At 65.0% G+C, this 15,786-nt stretch carries 17 protein-coding genes; 13 read left to right on the top strand and 4 right to left on the bottom strand.

Annotated elements, in window-relative coordinates:
- Positions 1–46: 46 nt before the first annotated feature.
- Genes Ga0080574_RS15460 through Ga0080574_RS15435 form a run of 7 tightly spaced genes read left to right on the top strand, consistent with a single transcriptional unit; the run spans position 47 to position 5,492 of the window.
- Complete coding sequence (locus Ga0080574_RS15460; protein ID WP_076701407.1) at positions 47–748, top strand: response regulator transcription factor; 702 nt, start codon at positions 47–49, stop codon at positions 746–748.
- Positions 749–751: 3 nt separating this feature from the next.
- Entirely contained in the window at positions 752–2,479 is a 1,728-nt protein-coding gene (locus tag Ga0080574_RS15455) for a sensor histidine kinase (protein WP_156876376.1), read from the top strand.
- 4 nt (positions 2,480–2,483) lie between these two features.
- Positions 2,484–2,912: an HPr kinase/phosphorylase gene (locus tag Ga0080574_RS26510; RefSeq protein ID WP_237219265.1), complete on the top strand. Its 429-nt coding sequence runs from the start codon at positions 2,484–2,486 to the stop codon at positions 2,910–2,912.
- 6 nt (positions 2,913–2,918) lie between these two features.
- Positions 2,919–3,845: an RNase adapter RapZ gene (rapZ, locus tag Ga0080574_RS15450; protein ID WP_237219264.1), complete on the top strand. Its 927-nt coding sequence runs from the start codon at positions 2,919–2,921 to the stop codon at positions 3,843–3,845.
- A complete protein-coding gene (locus Ga0080574_RS15445) occupies positions 3,842–4,240 on the top strand; it encodes a PTS sugar transporter subunit IIA (RefSeq protein ID WP_076701404.1) in 399 nt (132 codons plus the stop codon). Before rapZ ends, Ga0080574_RS15445 begins: the two co-directional genes overlap by 4 nt.
- A 43-nt stretch (positions 4,241–4,283) precedes the next feature.
- The gene (locus Ga0080574_RS15440) at positions 4,284–4,562 is read left to right on the top strand and encodes an HPr family phosphocarrier protein (protein WP_076701400.1); all 279 of its coding nucleotides are present in this window, start codon (positions 4,284–4,286) and stop codon (positions 4,560–4,562) included.
- 48 nt (positions 4,563–4,610) lie between these two features.
- Positions 4,611–5,492 carry a lysophospholipid acyltransferase family protein gene (locus tag Ga0080574_RS15435; protein ID WP_076701395.1) on the top strand — a complete coding sequence of 294 codons (882 nt, stop codon included), beginning with the start codon at positions 4,611–4,613 and terminating at the stop codon, positions 5,490–5,492.
- A 73-nt stretch (positions 5,493–5,565) separates the two neighbouring features.
- On the opposite strand, the gene Ga0080574_RS15430 is transcribed toward Ga0080574_RS15435, so the two are convergent.
- Complete coding sequence (locus Ga0080574_RS15430; protein ID WP_076701390.1) at positions 5,566–6,441, bottom strand: 3-hydroxybutyryl-CoA dehydrogenase; 876 nt, start codon at positions 6,439–6,441, stop codon at positions 5,566–5,568.
- Between the two features lie 157 nt (positions 6,442–6,598).
- On the opposite strand from Ga0080574_RS15430, the gene Ga0080574_RS15425 reads away from it, so the two are divergent.
- The 5 genes from Ga0080574_RS15425 to arsJ all read left to right on the top strand — a co-directional run bounded on the left by Ga0080574_RS15425 (position 6,599) and on the right by arsJ (position 12,276).
- The gene (locus Ga0080574_RS15425) at positions 6,599–7,426 is read left to right on the top strand and encodes a DUF6473 family protein (RefSeq protein ID WP_076701385.1); all 828 of its coding nucleotides are present in this window, start codon (positions 6,599–6,601) and stop codon (positions 7,424–7,426) included.
- A gap of 175 nt (positions 7,427–7,601) precedes the next feature.
- Positions 7,602–8,993 carry a bifunctional enoyl-CoA hydratase/phosphate acetyltransferase gene (locus Ga0080574_RS15420; protein WP_076706013.1) on the top strand — a complete coding sequence of 464 codons (1,392 nt, stop codon included), beginning with the start codon at positions 7,602–7,604 and terminating at the stop codon, positions 8,991–8,993.
- Between the two features lie 106 nt (positions 8,994–9,099).
- Positions 9,100–9,948: an arsenate reductase/protein-tyrosine-phosphatase family protein gene (locus Ga0080574_RS15415; RefSeq protein ID WP_076701381.1), complete on the top strand. Its 849-nt coding sequence runs from the start codon at positions 9,100–9,102 to the stop codon at positions 9,946–9,948.
- The gene (locus tag Ga0080574_RS15410) at positions 9,945–10,943 is read left to right on the top strand and encodes an ArsJ-associated glyceraldehyde-3-phosphate dehydrogenase (protein WP_076701376.1); all 999 of its coding nucleotides are present in this window, start codon (positions 9,945–9,947) and stop codon (positions 10,941–10,943) included. The genes Ga0080574_RS15415 and Ga0080574_RS15410 overlap by 4 nt, the downstream gene beginning before the upstream one ends.
- Positions 10,944–11,007: 64 nt before the next feature.
- Positions 11,008–12,276, top strand: coding sequence for an organoarsenical effux MFS transporter ArsJ (gene arsJ / locus Ga0080574_RS15405; RefSeq protein WP_076701372.1), 1,269 nt, complete (start codon positions 11,008–11,010; stop codon positions 12,274–12,276).
- A 9-nt stretch (positions 12,277–12,285) separates the two neighbouring features.
- On the opposite strand, the gene Ga0080574_RS15400 is transcribed toward arsJ, so the two are convergent.
- The 3 genes from Ga0080574_RS15400 to purB form a co-directional block, all read right to left on the bottom strand.
- Complete coding sequence (locus Ga0080574_RS15400; protein WP_076701369.1) at positions 12,286–13,338, bottom strand: flagellar motor switch protein FliG; 1,053 nt, start codon at positions 13,336–13,338, stop codon at positions 12,286–12,288.
- A gap of 148 nt (positions 13,339–13,486) precedes the next feature.
- Positions 13,487–13,639 (bottom strand): adenylosuccinate lyase, encoded by a 153-nt coding sequence (locus tag Ga0080574_RS15395; RefSeq protein WP_076701364.1) that lies wholly within the window; start codon positions 13,637–13,639, stop codon positions 13,487–13,489.
- Between the two features lie 182 nt (positions 13,640–13,821).
- Positions 13,822–15,129, bottom strand: a complete 1,308-nt coding sequence (gene purB, locus Ga0080574_RS15390; protein ID WP_076701361.1) for an adenylosuccinate lyase — start codon at positions 15,127–15,129, stop codon at positions 13,822–13,824.
- Positions 15,130–15,267: 138 nt separating this feature from the next.
- Between purB and Ga0080574_RS15385 the strand changes: the two genes are divergently transcribed.
- On the top strand, positions 15,268–15,675 hold the full coding sequence (locus Ga0080574_RS15385; RefSeq protein ID WP_076701357.1) for a DUF6314 family protein: 408 nt from the start codon (positions 15,268–15,270) through the stop codon (positions 15,673–15,675).
- The last annotated feature ends 111 nt before the right edge of the window (positions 15,676–15,786 follow it).

The following is a 15,786-nucleotide window of genomic DNA, read 5'->3' as shown; positions in this document are numbered from 1 at the left end:
TCGTGGCAAAAAACGGGCAAGAAGAGCAGAATAAGGAACCAGTGCCATGTCGAAAATCGCCCTTGTGGACGATGACAGGAACATCCTGACATCGGTATCGATGACTCTGGAGGCAGAGGGCTTTGAGGTCGAAACCTATAATGATGGCCAGTCCGCGCTGGACGCATTCAGCAAGAAGATGCCCGATATGGCCGTCTTCGACATCAAGATGCCGCGCATGGACGGGATGGATCTTCTGCAACGGGTGCGGCAGAAATCCAAGATGCCGGTGATCTTCCTGACCTCCAAGGATGACGAGATCGACGAGGTGCTCGGCCTGCGCATGGGGGCCGACGATTACGTGAAAAAGCCGTTTTCGCAACGGCTTCTGGTGGAACGCATCCGCGCGCTTCTGCGCCGCCAGGAGGCGGTGGCCGGCGATGTGGTGGGCGACACCGAGGAAACCAAGCTGATGACCCGCGGCTCGCTGGTCATGGATCCGCTGCGCCACGCGGTGAGCTGGAAGGGGCAGGACGTGTCGCTGACCGTGACCGAATTCCTGCTGCTCCAGGCGCTCGCGCAGCGCCCCGGCTTCGTCAAGTCGCGCGACCAGCTGATGGACGTGGCCTATGACGATCAGGTCTATGTCGACGATCGCACCATCGACAGCCATATCAAACGTCTGCGGAAGAAGATGCGCACCGTCGATGCGGATTTTTCCGCCATCGAAACCCTCTATGGGATCGGGTATCGTTACAACGAAGAGTAAGCGATGGCCCTCGCCGAAAGGATCTCGATGCGCGACGATCAGCCTGGCGAACGGCAGGACGCCGATGTTGTGCTGGGCGACGACTGGGTCGCCCCCGACAGCACGGTGGAAAAAGAGCTGCGCGACAGCCGCGCGCGGCGCAGCCTGTTTTCGCTCAACCGCTCGCCGCTGACCCGCAAGATCATCACGTTCAACCTCATTGCGTTGAACGTGCTGGTGGCGGGTATTCTCTGGCTGAACTCCTCACGCGACACGCTGGTGCTGCAACGCGCCAATGCGCTCAACTCCGAGATCGAGCTGATCGCCGACGTGTTCGAGGCACAGCTCCCCGATGCCCCTCCGGTCGCGCTTGGCAGCGCGCCGGGCTTTGATCTTTCGGCCACGCTCGATGGGCTCGACCTGCGGCAGGGGGTCGAGCTTCTGGTCTTCGATACCGGCAATTTCCTCGTCGGCGAAACCTCGGGCAGCCTGCCCGGGCCGACCCCGGTGGATCCGCGCGGCGAGGACCATCGCACCCTGATTTCCGATTTCCTCGACAGTATCTGGCGCGGCGTCGCCGGCATGTTCTCCTATTTCGAGCAGCAGCCCGAACTGTCGCTGGAAGACCGGCTGCGCCGGATGATCGAATCCGGCGATCCGGCAGCGACGCGCGTAGAAGCGGGCACCGGCAGCGCCGGCGAAACCCTGTTCACCGCGCTCTCGCCGATCCGTCAGGGGGATACGATCGCCGGCACCGTGGCGATGATCACAACCTCGGCGGAAATCGACGCCGCCGTCAGCGCCGAACGCGAGCGGGTGTTGCAGATGTTCGTAATCGCCACGCTGGTCTCCATCGGGCTCAGCCTGGTGCTGGCCTCAACCATCGCCAACCCGATCTCGGATCTGGCCGACGCCGCCGAGATCGGCCGCGACCGCAACACGAACAAGAACGGCTCGCGCCGCATCCGCATCCCCGACCTGACCGCCCGGCCCGACGAGATCGGCCGCCTCTCCGGCGCGCTGCGCGGCATGGTCGCGGCGCTTTACGACCGCATCGACGGCAACGAACAGTTCGCCGCTGACGTCGCGCACGAGATCAAGAACCCGCTGGCCAGCCTGCGCTCGGCCATCGGCTCGCTGAGGATCGTGAAAAAGGATGAGCATCGCGACAAGCTGCTCGATGTGATCGAGCATGATGTGCGCCGTCTCGACCGGCTGGTCAGCGATATCTCCAATGCCTCGCGGCTGGATTCCGAACTGGTGAAAGAGGAAGAGCAGGAATTCGACCTGCTGGAGATGCTCGGCAATCTCACCCAGTTCCTGGGCGAGGATGCGCGTCGCAAGGGGGTGGAGTTTATCACCGACCTGCCCGGCAACCCGATCCGGATCAACGGGCTGGAACCGCGGCTGGCGCAGGTCTTTGTCAACCTCATCACCAATGCGATCAGCTTTTGCGAGGATGGCGACGCGATCCGCGTCTGGGCGCGGCGGCGCGACAATCGCGTGCTGGTGGTGGTCGAGGATACCGGCCCCGGCATCCCCGAGGAGGCGCTGCAAAAGATCTTCAAACGGTTCTATTCGCAGCGCCCCGAGACCGATTTCGGCAACAACTCGGGCCTTGGGCTCGCGATCTCCAAGCAGATCGTCGAGGCGCATGGCGGCGTGATCTGGGCCGAGAACATCCGCCCGACCGAGGCCGATGTGACCTCGGAACCGCTGGGCGCGCGCTTTGTCGTGGGCCTGCCGATCTGATCCGGTGCGCTCCGACACGCCCCCTCCCCTGCATGCCACCGCCGTCGCGGTCGCCGGCAACGGCCTGCTCATCCGGGGCGCCTCGGGCAGCGGCAAATCCGGGCTGGCACTGGAGATGATGGCGCGCGGCGCGCAGCTCGTGGCAGACGATCAGGTCATTGTCACGGCATGCGACGGCGCGCTCTGGCTCTCGGCCCCGGAAACGCTGCACGGCATGATCGAGGCGCGCGGTCTCGGCCTGCTGGCTGCAAGCGCCAGCGGCCCCGTCCGGCTGGCTGCGATGCTCGATCTCGACAGGCCCGAGACGGAGCGATTGCCGCAGCGCCGCGAAATCATGCTGCAAGGGCAAAGAATCCCCTTGCTTCACAAAGCCGCGCATCCCTATTTTCCCGCAGCCCTCGTGCAATATCTAAAGGAGGGCAGGAGGGAATAGAGCGCAATGCAGGATCAGCCGACAGGAAGCCAGCGGGTCGTCCTGGTCACCGGGCCCTCCGGCGCGGGCAGATCCACGGCGATCAATGCGCTCGAGGATTTCGGCTATGAGGCAATCGACAATATCCCGCTGAGCCTGATCCCCCGCCTGTTGCTTGAGGGCGGCGCTCTGGCGCGCCCGGTGGCGCTGGGGATCGACATCCGCAACCGCGATTTCTCGGTCCAGCGCCTGATCGACCTGCACCGGAAACTGAGCGCGGAGCCAACGCTCGAGGCGCAGCTGCTCTATCTCGACTGCGCTCCGTCTGTGCTCGCCCGGCGCTATTCCGAGACCCGCCGGCGCCATCCGATGGCGCCCGACGAGAGCTATACGCAGGGCATCGCCCGCGAGCTGGAGCTGCTGGAGGACGCGCGCACCGCTGCCGATATCCTGATCGACACAAGCGAGCTGTCGCCGCACGATCTGCGCGCGCAGATGGAAGGCGCTTTCACCGATCAGACCGGCCAGCGGCTGGCGGTCTCGCTGCACAGCTTTTCCTACAAGCGCGGCGTGCCGCAGGGGCTCGACTGGGTGTTCGACTGTCGGTTTCTCGACAACCCGCACTGGCAGCCGGAGCTGCGCGCGCTCACCGGGCTCGACGCCGCGGTGACGGATCATATCGCCCGCGACGCACGCTTTGCACCCTTCATCGCAAAGCTCACGGATCTGGCGCTTTTCGTGCTGCCCGCGTGCAAGGAAGAAGGCAAGGCGCATCTGTCCTTCGGCTTTGGATGTACCGGCGGGCAACACCGCTCGGTTGCCGTGGCGGAAATGGTCACTGGTGCCCTTGCAGAGCATGGCTGGCAGGTGTCAACTAGACACCGCGAGCTGGAACGACGCGGCCTTGGCGCCCGGTCCGGGCAAGGCGAAGCGAGCGGAGGAAGGCAGGGGTGATCGGCATCGTGATCGTGGCCCATGGCGGACTGGCGCGGGAATATCTCGCGGCGGTGGAGCATGTTGTGGGCGCGCAGCCCGGAATCGTGGCCGTGTCGATCGAGGCGGATCACGACCGCGGCGGCAAACAGGCCGAGATCTGCAATGCGGCCGATACGGTGGATACCGGCGACGGTGTGGTTCTGGTGACCGACCTCTATGGCGGCTCGCCGTCGAACCTGTCGCTGCTCGCCTGCCAGCCGGAAAATCGCCGTATCCTCTATGGCATGAACCTGCCGATGCTGATCAAACTGGCGAAAAGCCGGCAGCAGCAGGTGCCCGATGCGGTAAAAGGCGCGCTGGAAGCGGGTCGGAAATATATTGACAGCATGAACGTCAAGCCCGATCCCCACTGAGTGAGAAAGACGCCGGTGGCGCCGCAAGGGAAGACAGAACTCCATGACCGAAACCGTGCAACGCGTGCTGAAGATCGTGAATGAAAAGGGGTTGCATGCCCGTGCCTCCGCCAAGCTGGTCGAGGTGGTCGAGGGGTTCGACGCGCGCGCCGAAGTCACAAAAGACGGGCTCTGCGCGGGCGGCGACAGCATCATGGGGCTTTTGATGTTGGCAGCCTCCAAAGGAACCTCTATTCAGGTTGAAACCTCGGGGCCGGACGCGCTTGCGCTGGCCGATGCGCTGGAAGCATTGGTCGCCAACCGTTTCGGCGAAAAGGATTAGGTGCCGGGCCCCGGTCCGGATGTTGGCAAAACGGGACAGAGCGGGCACATGGTTGAGAGTTATCAGGCCACTGCCGGACAGGGCAAAGTGACACGGCCGCAACCCGCTCCCTATGACAAACGCAAGCTGAGCTATGCCAACACCTTCACCAACCCGTGGAAGGCGAACACCATTCGCGCCATGGAATGGGCCACGGGCAAGCTGCCGCTGATCCGTCTCGTGCGCCGCTTCGAGCGCGCTGGCGTGCCCGACGGGCAGGCCTTCTGGCAGCAGGCGCTGGGGCATATGAAGATCGAGCTTCAGACCCCAGAGGAGCAGATCCGCCGCATCCCCGAGAAAGGCCCGCTGATCGTGGTCGCCAACCACCCGCACGGGCTGGTCGACGGGATGATCCTGGCCGAGCTGATCGGACGCGTGCGCACCGATTACAAGATCCTGACCCGCTCGCTTCTGACCGGCGTGAAGGAGATCGAGCAATTCATGATCCCGGTGCCCTTCCCGCATGAGGCCAATGCCCGCGAGGAAAGCCTGGAGATGCGCGCCAAGGCGATGGATCATCTGAAGAAGGGCGGCGTGATCGCGCTGTTCCCATCGGGCGTTGTGGCGGCGTCGAAAACCCTGCTCGGCCCGGCGGTCGAGGCGATCTGGAACCCGTTCACCGCCAAGATGATCCAGCGCTCGGGCGCAACCGTGGTGCCGATCTATTTCCCCGGTCAGAACAGCCGCGCCTATCAGGTCGCCAACAAGCTGTCGCCGACCGTCCGGCAGGGCCTGCTGATCCACGAGGTCATGCATGCCTGTGGCCGCCCGCAACGGCCCGTGGTGGGCGAGCCCGTCACCCCCGAGGCGGTGAAGGCATGGTCCGGAAAGCAGCGCGAATTCGTCGCCTGGCTGCGCGAGGCCACGCTCAGCCTGCGCCAGGAAACCTGACCCGCCACAGAAAATTCTTCGAATTTTCTGGACCCAAGATTTTTCGTACGAAAAATCTTGGGTCACGTCGCGATCAGCGCGTCGGCACCGGCTCCTCGCCACGGTAGTCGTAAAAGCCGCGCTTGGTCTTGCGGCCCAGCCAGCCGGCCTCGACATATTTCGTCAGCAGCGGACAGGGGCGGTATTTGGTATCGGCCAGCCCGTCATGCAGCACGTTCATGATCGCAAGGCAGGTGTCGAGCCCGATGAAATCCGCCAGTTCCAGCGGCCCCATCGGATGGTTCGCGCCGAGTTTCATCGCCATGTCGATGGAGCGCACATTGCCGACGCCTTCGTAAAGCGTATAGACCGCCTCGTTGATCATCGGCACCAGGATCCGGTTGACGATGAAGGCGGGGAAATCCTCGGCGCTGGCAGCGGTCTTGCCCAACCGTTCGACCACGCCCATGCAGGTCTCGTAGGTTTCCTGATCGGTGGCAATGCCCCGGATCAGCTCGACCAGCTGCATCAGCGGCACCGGGTTCATGAAGTGGAAGCCGAGAAATTTCTCTGGCCGGTCGGTGCGCGAGGCGAGCCGGGTGATCGAGATCGACGAGGTGTTGGAGGTCAGTATCGTGTTCGGCAGCAGATGCGGCGCCAGGCTGTCAAAGATCTTCTGCTTGACGCTTTCCTGCTCGGTCGCAGCCTCGATCACCAGATCGGTCTGACCGACATCCGCCATATCCAGCGTGGTCACGATTCTGGCCAGCGCGGCATCGCGGTCGGCATCGCTCACCTTGCCGCGGCTGACCTGCCGGTCGAGATTGCGGGCGATCAAATCCACGGCCTTATCCAGCGCGTCCTGGCTGACATCCGAAAGCCGCACCTCATAGCCGGCCAGCGCCATGACATGAGCGATCCCGTTGCCCATCTGCCCCGCGCCCACAACACCGATCCTGCTGATATCCATCGCCCATATCCCTGATATTTCGCGCCAAGCATAGGCACGCGCCGCCACCCGCCGCAAGGCGGACGCTACGGATTTGTCGGGCTTTTTCGCATTAGCGAAATGGCAAGACCTTTGCCCGAGTCTGCCTCCCGGGTGAGAATGAACAAAGGTGGGTGTGATGACCGTTGCCGTAACAGCGCATGGCGCGCTGGACTATTTTCCGTGCCGCTATGGCCGTTCGCGTGTGCTGTTCCGGGGGCCGCGCCGGTCGCTCGACGGGCCCTATATCGGCTTTCTCGGCGGGACAGAGACCTATGGGCGCTTTATCGAAACGCCGTTTCCGGCGCTGCTCGAGGCCGGGCTGGGCCAGCCCTGCGTGAATTTCGGCGTAATCAATGCCGGGCTCGACCTCTACCTGCACGACCCGGCGGTGCTGCATCTGGCCGAACGCGCCGATCTCTGCGTGCTCCAGATCATGGGCGCGCAGAACATGTCGAACCGCTATTACAGCGTGCATCCGCGCCGCAACGACCGCTTTCTGCGTGCCTCGGACCGGTTGCAGGCGCTATACCCAGAGGTCGATTTCACCGAGTTCCATTTCAACCGCCACATGCTCGGACGGCTGCAAGCGCTCGCCCCCGAGCGCTTTGCCGAAGTCGTCGAAGAGCTGCGGCTGGCATGGGTCGCCCGAATGAAGCACCTGCTCACCATGCTGCGCGGGCGAGTGCTGCTGCTCTATTTCTCCGAACATGCGCCATCGGAAAAACCGGTCATGGATCTCGACCGCGATCCGCTCTTCATCGACCGCACCATGCTTGAGGCGCTGCGCCCGCGCGCCGCCGGGCTGATCGAGGCACCACTTTCTGAGAGCGCGCGCATGCGCAGCAGCACCGGCATGGTCTTCAGCGATTTCGAGGCCGACGCCGCGGCAGAGCTGCTCGGCCCCGCGGCGCATGAAGAGGCCGCCGAAATCCTGCTGCCCCAGCTCTGCGAGCTTCTGGCCTGATCCGGAGACCGCCCGGTTTTTCAGCGCTTTGCCGGAAAGAGGGCACCGCGCGCCCGGCGATGCCGCGCTGCGGCGAGCCGACGCAGGCCAGGGTCATGGAATACGCACAGAGGCGGCGTATAGCTGGACGGGACAGTTCAGCCGCGTCATCACAGGCGCGGAAATGGAGACCCGTATGCATATCGAAAACCGCACCTTCGACGAACTCAAGGAAGGCGACAGCGCCGAGCTGCGCCGGCTGGTCACCGCCGACGACCTGCTGGCCTATGCCAATGTCTCGGGAAATCACAACCCGCTGCATATCTTCGATGAGGATGGCGATGGCGACGGCCGCCCCGAGGCGATGGCCCCCGGCTCCTTCATCGCGGCGCTGGTGGGGGCGGTGCTGGGCAATGTGCTGCCCGGCGCCGGCACGCTCTACCGCGCGCAGAGCTGGGTGTTCCACGCCCGGATCTTCGCCGATGACGAGATCGTCATGCGGGTGACCGTGACCGGCAAGAACGAGCAGGACACCACCGTGACACTCGCCACCGAAGTGCGCCGGGTCGCAGACGATGCGCTGGTGCTCTCCGGCGTGGCCGAGGTGCTCGCCCCGCGCCGCAAGGTCGAATACGACAGCCACGACCTGCCCGGCCTGATCGTACAGCGTCACCGGCATTTCGAGAAATTCCTGAAAAAGGCCGAACCGCTGCCGGCGCTGAAAACCGCCGTGGTCTGCCCCGACGAGCCGAACGCCCTCGGCGGCGCGCTCAAGGCCCGCGCCCATACGCTGATCGAGCCGATCCTGATCGGCGCGCCCGACAAGATCGCCGAGGTCGCCCGCGCCATGGGCGCCTCGCTCGACGGGATCGAGATCGTCGAGGAACCGCTGGAGCGCAACGCCGCGCGGCGGGCGGTCGAGCTGGTGCATGAGGGCCGCGCGCAGGCGATCATGAAGGGCCATCTGCACACCGACATGCTGCTGCGCCCGATCCTCGACAAGCAGACCGGGCTGCGCATGGGCCGCCGCTTCACCCATATCTTCGTGATGGACGTGCCGGGCTATCCGCATCCGCTGCTGGTGACCGATGCCGCCATCAACATCGCCCCCGATCTCAAGACCAAGGTCGATATCACCCAGAACGCCATCGACCTGGCGATCTCGCTGGGCATGGAACAGCCCAAGGTCGGCGTGCTTTCCGCGACCGAGACGGTCAACCCCGACATCCCCTCCTCGATCGACGCGGCGCTCCTGTCGAAAATGGCCGATCGCGGCCAGATCATCGGCGGGCTGGTGGAGGGGCCGCTGGCCATGGACAACGCGGTCGACATCGCCGCCGCGCGCACCAAGGGCATCACCTCGGCGGTGGCCGGCCATGCCGACATCCTCGTGGCGCCCAATCTCGATGCGGGCAATATGCTGGCCAAGCAGCTCACCTACATCTCGCACGCCGAAGCCGCGGGCGTGGTGATGGGCGCGCGGGTGCCGGTGATCCTCAACAGCCGGGCCGATGACGACATGAGCCGCCTCGCCTCCTGCGCCGTCGCGGCGCTGCATCACGCCCGGATCAACGGCATCACCGGCTGATCCCGCATTGGGTGGGCGATCCTTGCCCACCCTCCCCTCTCTTTCCCGCCCGGAACCGCACAGAATATCATTGCCGTCCAATCTATATTTCATTATTTCATGAAATGTGGAAACGAATCGCTTCACTCAGCTCAGCACCCTCAGTCACCCGCAGCGGATGGACCTATTCCGCCTGCTCCTGCGCCGCTATCCCGATGCGGTGCCGGCAGGCGAGATCGGCGCGGCACTGGGGCTGAAGGCCAGCACCGCCTCGGTCTACCTCTCCGCGCTGCGCGAGGCCGGGCTGATCACCCAGACCCGTGACGGCCGGTCGCTGCTTTACCGCGCCGATGTCGGCGCGATGCGCGGGCTGATCGGGTTTCTCTTCGACGATTGTTGCCACGGGCGCCCCGATCTCTGCCCGCCGCAGCCCTCCGCCCCCATGCAAGGAAACCCCGCCATGGCCCCCCGCAAGTACAATGTGCTGTTCATCTGCACCGGCAATTCCGCCCGCTCGATCCTGGCCGAGGCCCTGCTGCGCAATCTCGCCGGCGATCGGTTCGAGGCCTATTCCGCCGGCACACAGCCCTACTCCGAGCTGAACCCCATCGCCCTGGCGATGCTGGAAGACAAGGGTCTGCCGACGGCCACGCTGCGCGCCAAGCATGTTTCGGAATTCTGGGCCGCGGACGCGCCGAAGATGGATTTTGTCTTCACCGTCTGCGACCGCGCCGCGAATGAGGATTGCCCCGCCTGGGCTGGCCAGCCGATCAGCGCCCATTGGGGGCTGCCCGATCCGGTGAAAGCGACCGGCACCGACGCGGAAAAACGCCTCGCCTTCCAGCAGGTCTTCGGCATGCTGAAACACCGGCTCACGGCCTTCACCGCCCTGCCGCTCGGCACGCTCGACCGGATTTCCCTGCAACACGCCGTCGACCGTATCGGCCATCCCGACACCGAGGACCACACGCAATGACCACCTACGCTCTGAACGGGCTTGGCCGCATGGGCAAGCTCGCGCTCCGCCCGCTGCTCGAAAGCGGCGCGGAGATCGCCTGGATCAACGACGCGGTGGGCGATGCCGCGATGCATGCGCATCTGCTGGAATTCGACACGGTGCACGGGCGCTGGCCCGCCGCGTTCTCCCACGATGCGGACAGCGTCACCATCGACGGCACCTGCCTGCCCGTGCATGGCGAAAAACGCATCGAGGATCTGCCGCTCGACGGGATCGACGTGGTGATCGACTGCACCGGCGTCTTCAAGACCGAGGCCAGGCTCGCCCCCTATTTCGCCGCCGGCGTGAAGAAGGTCGTGGTCTCGGCCCCGGTCAAAGACGGCCCCACCGCCAATATCGTCTATGGCGTCAACAACGACGCATACGACCCGGCACAACATCACATCGTGACGGCGGCGAGCTGCACCACCAACTGCCTCGCCCCGGTGGTCAAGGTGGTGCACGAGAATCTCGGCATCAAACACGGCATGATCACCACGATCCACGACGTGACCAACACCCAGACCATCGTCGACCGGCCCGCCAAGGATCTGCGCCGCGCCCGTTCGGCGCTGAATTCGCTGATCCCCACCACCACCGGCAGCGCCAGCGCGATTACGCTGATCTACCCCGAGCTCACGGGCAAGCTGAACGGCCACGCGGTGCGGGTGCCGCTGCTCAACGCCTCGCTGACCGATTGCGTCTTCGAGCTCGAACGCGCCACGACCGCCGAAGAGGTCAATGCGCTCTTCAAACAGGCCGCCGAAGGCCCGCTCAGGGGCATTCTCGGCTATGAGGAGCGCCCGCTGGTGAGCTGCGATTATGTGAACGACCCGCGCTCCAGCATCATCGACGCGCCTTCCACCATGGTCACCGACGGCACCCAGCTCAAGCTCTACGCCTGGTATGACAATGAATGGGGCTATGCCAACCGGCTCGCCGATGTGGCGCGGATGGTCGGCGCCTCGCTCTGACATACCCCTTTCATCTTTCTGAAAAATACTCCCCCCAACGCCGCCACCCAAAGGACCGCCCGACATGCCGACCGACCGAGCCAGCGGGCTTGCCGCCTATGTGGCGGTGACCGCCGCCTACTGGGCCTTCATGCTCACCGACGGCGCGCTGCGCATGCTGGTGCTGCTGCATTTCCACACGCTCGGTTTTTCGCCGGTGCAGCTCGCCTATCTCTTCGTGCTCTACGAGATCGCCGGCGTGGTCACCAACCTCTCGGCGGGCTGGATCGCGGCGCGGTTCGGGCTGACCGCGACGCTCTATGCCGGGCTGACGCTTCAGGTCGTGGCGCTGCTGGCGCTGGCGCGGCTGGATCCGTCCTGGGCCATCGGCGCCTCGGTGGCCTATGTGATGCTGGTGCAGGGCGCGTCCGGCGTGGCCAAGGATCTCGCCAAGATGTCCTCGAAATCGGCGGTGAAGCTCTTGGCGCCCAAGGGCGGCGACGGGCTTTTCCGCTGGGTGGCGCTGCTGACCGGCTCCAAGAACGCGGTGAAGGGGCTGGGCTTTTTGCTCGGCGCGGCGCTGCTGGGGCTCGCCGGCTTCGTGCCTTCGGTGCTGGGCATGGCGGCGGTGCTGGCGGCGATCCTGATCGCGGTCGTGCTGCGCATGCCCTCCGGCCTGCCAACCGGGCGCAAGGACGCGGCATTCCGCGAGGTCTTTTCCAAGAACCGCAACGTCAACTGGCTGAGCCTCTCGCGGGTGTTTCTCTTTGGCGCGCGCGACGTGTGGTTCGTGGTCGGCATCCCGATCTATTTCTACGCGGTGCTGTCGGACGGCTCCGAGGCGGGCAACCGCATGGCGTTTTTCGTCATCGGCAGCTTCATGGCGGTCTGGATCATCCTTTACGGTGCGGTGCAAGCGGCCGCGCCGAAACTGCTGCACGCAAGAGCGCGCGGCGCGGCTGCCATCGTCGCCGATGCCAAAACCTGGGCGCTGGCGCTGAGCGTGGTGCCGCTGGCCCTGGCACTGCTCACCCTCGCCGCGGGCAGCCCCGCGCCCTGGCTGACCGCCCTGCTTGTGGCCGGGCTGCTGGTCTTCGGCGCGATCTTCGCGGTGAACTCGGCGCTGCATTCCTACCTGATCCTCGCCTTCACCGAGGACAGGCGGGTGACGATGGATGTGGGCTTCTACTACATGGCGAACGCGGCGGGGCGGCTGATGGGCACAGTGCTGTCCGGAGCGAGCTACCAGCTGGGAGGCCTGCCGCTCTGCCTCGGCACGGCCGCGGCGATGGTGGCGCTCAGCGCCTGGGGCGCGGGCCATTTGCGCGCAGAGCCCGCCGCACGGCCCGCCTGACACGCGAGATCACTCCTCCTCGTCATCGGGATCGCGCAGCTCGATCTCGCCGGTGGTGACCAGATCGCGGATCGCCGAGACCACCTGATTCATCGCCGCCTCGCCCTTCTTGGCGCCCACGCTCATGCCCGCCGCATCCTCGCGCAGGCTGCCCGCCATGCGCTTCGACATGTTCTCGAGCAGGAATTCCGCCGCCGCCAGATCCACCTCCGACTGCGCCGCCGCGATGGCCTGGGTCAGCACATCCGCTGGCACGTCGCGGGTGATCTTGGGCACATCCGCCTTTTTCAGCCGGTCGGGAATATTGGCGAAGGTAAAGATCGCCTTGCGCACCGCCTCGGCAAACTCGCTATCCGTCTCCTCCAGCCCCTCCAGCACCTCGTCGCGCTTGGCGCTGGCGGCGTAGTTGAGAATCGCACCCACCCGCTCGTCGGGCTTTTTCTCGAAGGCCTTGAGCGGCTCGGCGTCGAGCTGTGCGGCAAGGCTCAGCCCGATCCGGTCCACTGCCTCGGGGCTGACACCGGCGGTCATCGAGATCGCATAGGAGATCCGCCGTGCCCGGTCGCCGGGCAGCCGCGCCAGCACGCGCGCGGCCTTGGCTGTGTCGATCTTCGACATCATCACCGCCGCCACCTCCGTCGCCTCGCCCAGCACCAGCTGTTCGATCCGCTCCTCGTCGAGCTTGTTGATCCGCTCCCAGGGATCGCCGGTCTGGCGCACGCCTGCCTCCTTGCGCAGCCGCGCGGCGGTGCGGTGGCTGATCTTGCCGTCGAGCGCGGAAAGCGCGCCCGCTATGTCGCCGGGAAAGGACAGGCCGACCGAGGACAGCTCCTCGGAGAATTCCTCGATCACCGCGTTCAGCGTCTCGCGGTCGACATAACGCATGCGCCCGAGCTGCTGGGTCAGCTCCGCCTGCAAATCGTCGGGCAGCGACGAGAGCGGCACATCGGCGTTCTCGTTGAGCAGGAATTGCACGATGATCGCCGCCTTGGCCCGGCGTGTGAGCGGCGGGCGCGGCGCAACCGGGCCCGGCAAGGTGGCAATCGGGGACAGATTCGACATCGGGAACCGCTCCGTTCTGGTGCCCCAGAGCTACCGCGCCCGGGTTAACGAAGCCTCACTCCCGACCGAAATCATGGCCGAAATCCCCACCAAAAACGAAAAAGGCGGCCTTTGCGGGCCACCTCCTCCAGGCAAATCTTAGCGGTTTTCAGCCCGATACGACCTGACAGCTGTTGCTGGCGGAATCGTAGACCATCCCGTCGGAGCAGCTCATCTTCGCCTCCTGTTTCGCCGGGCAGGCGAGGGCCAGGGCCGGTGCAACCGCGAGGGCGGCGGCGGTCAGTAGCGTCTTGATCGTCATTCTGCGTCCTCCTGCTGGAATATGCCAAAACTAGCATGGATTGACGCAACGGCAAAAAGATTCCCGTAAAACGCGAAGGTCACAGAGGCGTGAGCGCCAAATTCCGCGCCACGCCCCTGCGTCTTCTCTTTCACAAATATGCCTGCCCGCCGGCGCCACCTGCGCTGCGGGCTGGCAAGCACTCAGCCCTCGCCAAAGACCCGCTTGAAGATCGTGTCCACATGCTTGGTGTGATAGCCCATGTCGAATTTCTCGTTGATGCCGTCGACACCGAGCGCCTTGACCACCTCTTCGTCGGCCAGCAGCAGTTCGCGGAAATCGAGCCGCTCTTCCCAGACCTTGAGCGCATTGCGCTGCACCATGGCATAGGCATCCTCGCGCGATACGCCGGCCTGTGTCAGCGCCAGCAGCACCCGCTGCGACATCACCAGCCCGGGGAACTTGTTCATATTGTCGAGCATGTTCTGCGGATAGATGATCATCTTGTCGACGACGCCCGCTAGGCGGTTCAGGGCGAAATCGAGGGTGATCGTCGCATCCGGGCCGATGCCGCGCTCCACGGAGGAATGCGAGATATCGCGCTCGTGCCAGAGCGCCACGTTCTCCAGCGCCGGGATCACCGTCATGCGCACCAGCCGGGCAAGGCCGGTGAGGTTCTCGGTCAGCACCGGGTTCTTCTTGTGCGGCATCGCCGAGGAGCCCTTCTGGCCCATGGAGAAGAACTCGGCCCCTTCCAGCACCTCGGTGCGCTGCATGTGGCGGATCTCGATCGCGACGTTCTCGATCGACGAGGCGATCACGCCCAGCGTGGCAAAGAACATCGCGTGGCGGTCGCGCGGGATCACCTGCGTGCTGATCGGCTCGGGGCGCAGGCCGAGCTTTTCGCAGACATGCTCCTCGACCGCCGGGTCGATATTGGCAAAGGTGCCGACCGCGCCGGAAATCGCGCCGGTGGCGATCTCGTAGCGGGCCTTTTCCAGGCGGTTCCGGTTGCGGTCCATCTCGGCGTAGAAGCGCGCGAAGGTGAGCCCCATCGTGGTGGGCTCCGCGTGGATGCCGTGCGAGCGGCCCACGCGCACGGTGTCCTTGTGCTCGTAGGCGCGTTTCTTCAGCGCGGCGAGCAGCTTGTCCACGCCCTCCAGCAGGATGTCGGCTGCGCGCACGAGCTGCACGTTCAGGCAGGTGTCGAGCACGTCCGAGCTGGTCATGCCCTGATGCACAAAGCGTGCCTCCTCGCTGCCCACATGCTCGGCGAGATGGGTCAGGAAGGCGATGACATCGTGCTTGGTGACCGCTTCGATCTCGTCGATGCGGGCGACGTCGAACTCCACGTCCTTGGCCTTCCACACGGCCTCGGCATTCGCTTTCGGGATCACGCCGAGGGCCGCCTGCGCGTCGCAGGCATGCGCCTCGATCTCGTACCAGATGCGGAATTTGGTGGCGGGGTCCCAGATCGCGGTCATCTCGGGGCGGGCGTAACGGGGGATCATCGGCAGTCCTCGGCTTGCATGGGCGTCGCGCGCGTCATAGGGCGTGCGGAGCGAGGCGGCAAGGGTTCGAGGGGCGCCGCCGCCTCCGCACGAGGGTGCGGCCCCCGGTTTGGTTTAAATGGGAAAGCGAGGCGGCCAGTGGCTAATCTCGACGCGTTTTTCGGAGAATGGGAGCTCGAACGCCAGATCCGCCATCACGACGGAGGTATCGCACGGTTCGAAGGCACCGCGCTCTGGGTCCCGAAAGGTATGGGCGCGCTCTATATCGAGCGCGGCACGCTGGTGATGCCGCAGGCCCGCTATCACAGCGAGCGGCGCTATCTCTGGGACAGGGCGTTGCGGGTGTATTTCGAGGACGGGCGGTTCTTTCACCAGGTGCCGGCAGAGGGCGGTCAGGCCGAGCATCGCTGCCCGCCGGATACCTATGCGGTGTTCTACGATTTCGGCGCATGGCCGGTCTGGACAACCCGCTGGCATGTCTCGGGGCCGCGAAAGGATTACGTCATGCTGTCGCGCTATGTCGGGGCGGCGGCGCCAAAGCCCTGACATTTCCGGGGCTTGCCGGTTTGTATACCATTGCATCCCCGTAACACACTGAAACGACTTAAGAAATTTCTTTACTTTGAGGCACGCATTTGTAGGTTGCCGCGACACGAG

The sequence above is a fragment of the Salipiger abyssi genome (genome assembly GCF_001975705.1).
Lineage (GTDB): Bacteria > Pseudomonadota > Alphaproteobacteria > Rhodobacterales > Rhodobacteraceae > Salipiger > Salipiger abyssi.
This window is presented reverse-complemented; position numbering and strand designations above follow the sequence as displayed.

Bases quoted from the DNA above. Each gene is read 5' to 3' on its own strand.
- Ga0080574_RS15420 (WP_076706013.1), top strand. From the start codon at position 7,602: ATGCATATCGAAAACCGCACCTTCGACGAACTCAAGGAAGGCGACAGC.
- Ga0080574_RS15430 (WP_076701390.1), bottom strand. From the start codon at position 6,441: ATGGATATCAGCAGGATCGGTGTTGTGGGCGCGGGGCAGATGGGCAAC.
- Ga0080574_RS15440 (WP_076701400.1), top strand. From the start codon at position 4,284: ATGACCGAAACCGTGCAACGCGTGCTGAAGATCGTGAATGAAAAGGGG.
- Ga0080574_RS15435 (WP_076701395.1), top strand. From the start codon at position 4,611: ATGGTTGAGAGTTATCAGGCCACTGCCGGACAGGGCAAAGTGACACGG.
- Ga0080574_RS15395 (WP_076701364.1), bottom strand. From the start codon at position 13,639: ATGACGATCAAGACGCTACTGACCGCCGCCGCCCTCGCGGTTGCACCG.
- Ga0080574_RS15400 (WP_076701369.1), bottom strand. From the start codon at position 13,338: ATGTCGAATCTGTCCCCGATTGCCACCTTGCCGGGCCCGGTTGCGCCG.
- Ga0080574_RS15410 (WP_076701376.1), top strand. From the start codon at position 9,945: ATGACCACCTACGCTCTGAACGGGCTTGGCCGCATGGGCAAGCTCGCG.
- rapZ (WP_237219264.1), top strand. From the start codon at position 2,919: ATGCAGGATCAGCCGACAGGAAGCCAGCGGGTCGTCCTGGTCACCGGG.
- Ga0080574_RS15455 (WP_156876376.1), top strand. From the start codon at position 752: ATGGCCCTCGCCGAAAGGATCTCGATGCGCGACGATCAGCCTGGCGAA.
- Ga0080574_RS15460 (WP_076701407.1), top strand. From the start codon at position 47: ATGTCGAAAATCGCCCTTGTGGACGATGACAGGAACATCCTGACATCG.
- arsJ (WP_076701372.1), top strand. From the start codon at position 11,008: ATGCCGACCGACCGAGCCAGCGGGCTTGCCGCCTATGTGGCGGTGACC.
- purB (WP_076701361.1), bottom strand. From the start codon at position 15,129: ATGATCCCCCGTTACGCCCGCCCCGAGATGACCGCGATCTGGGACCCC.
- Ga0080574_RS15425 (WP_076701385.1), top strand. From the start codon at position 6,599: ATGACCGTTGCCGTAACAGCGCATGGCGCGCTGGACTATTTTCCGTGC.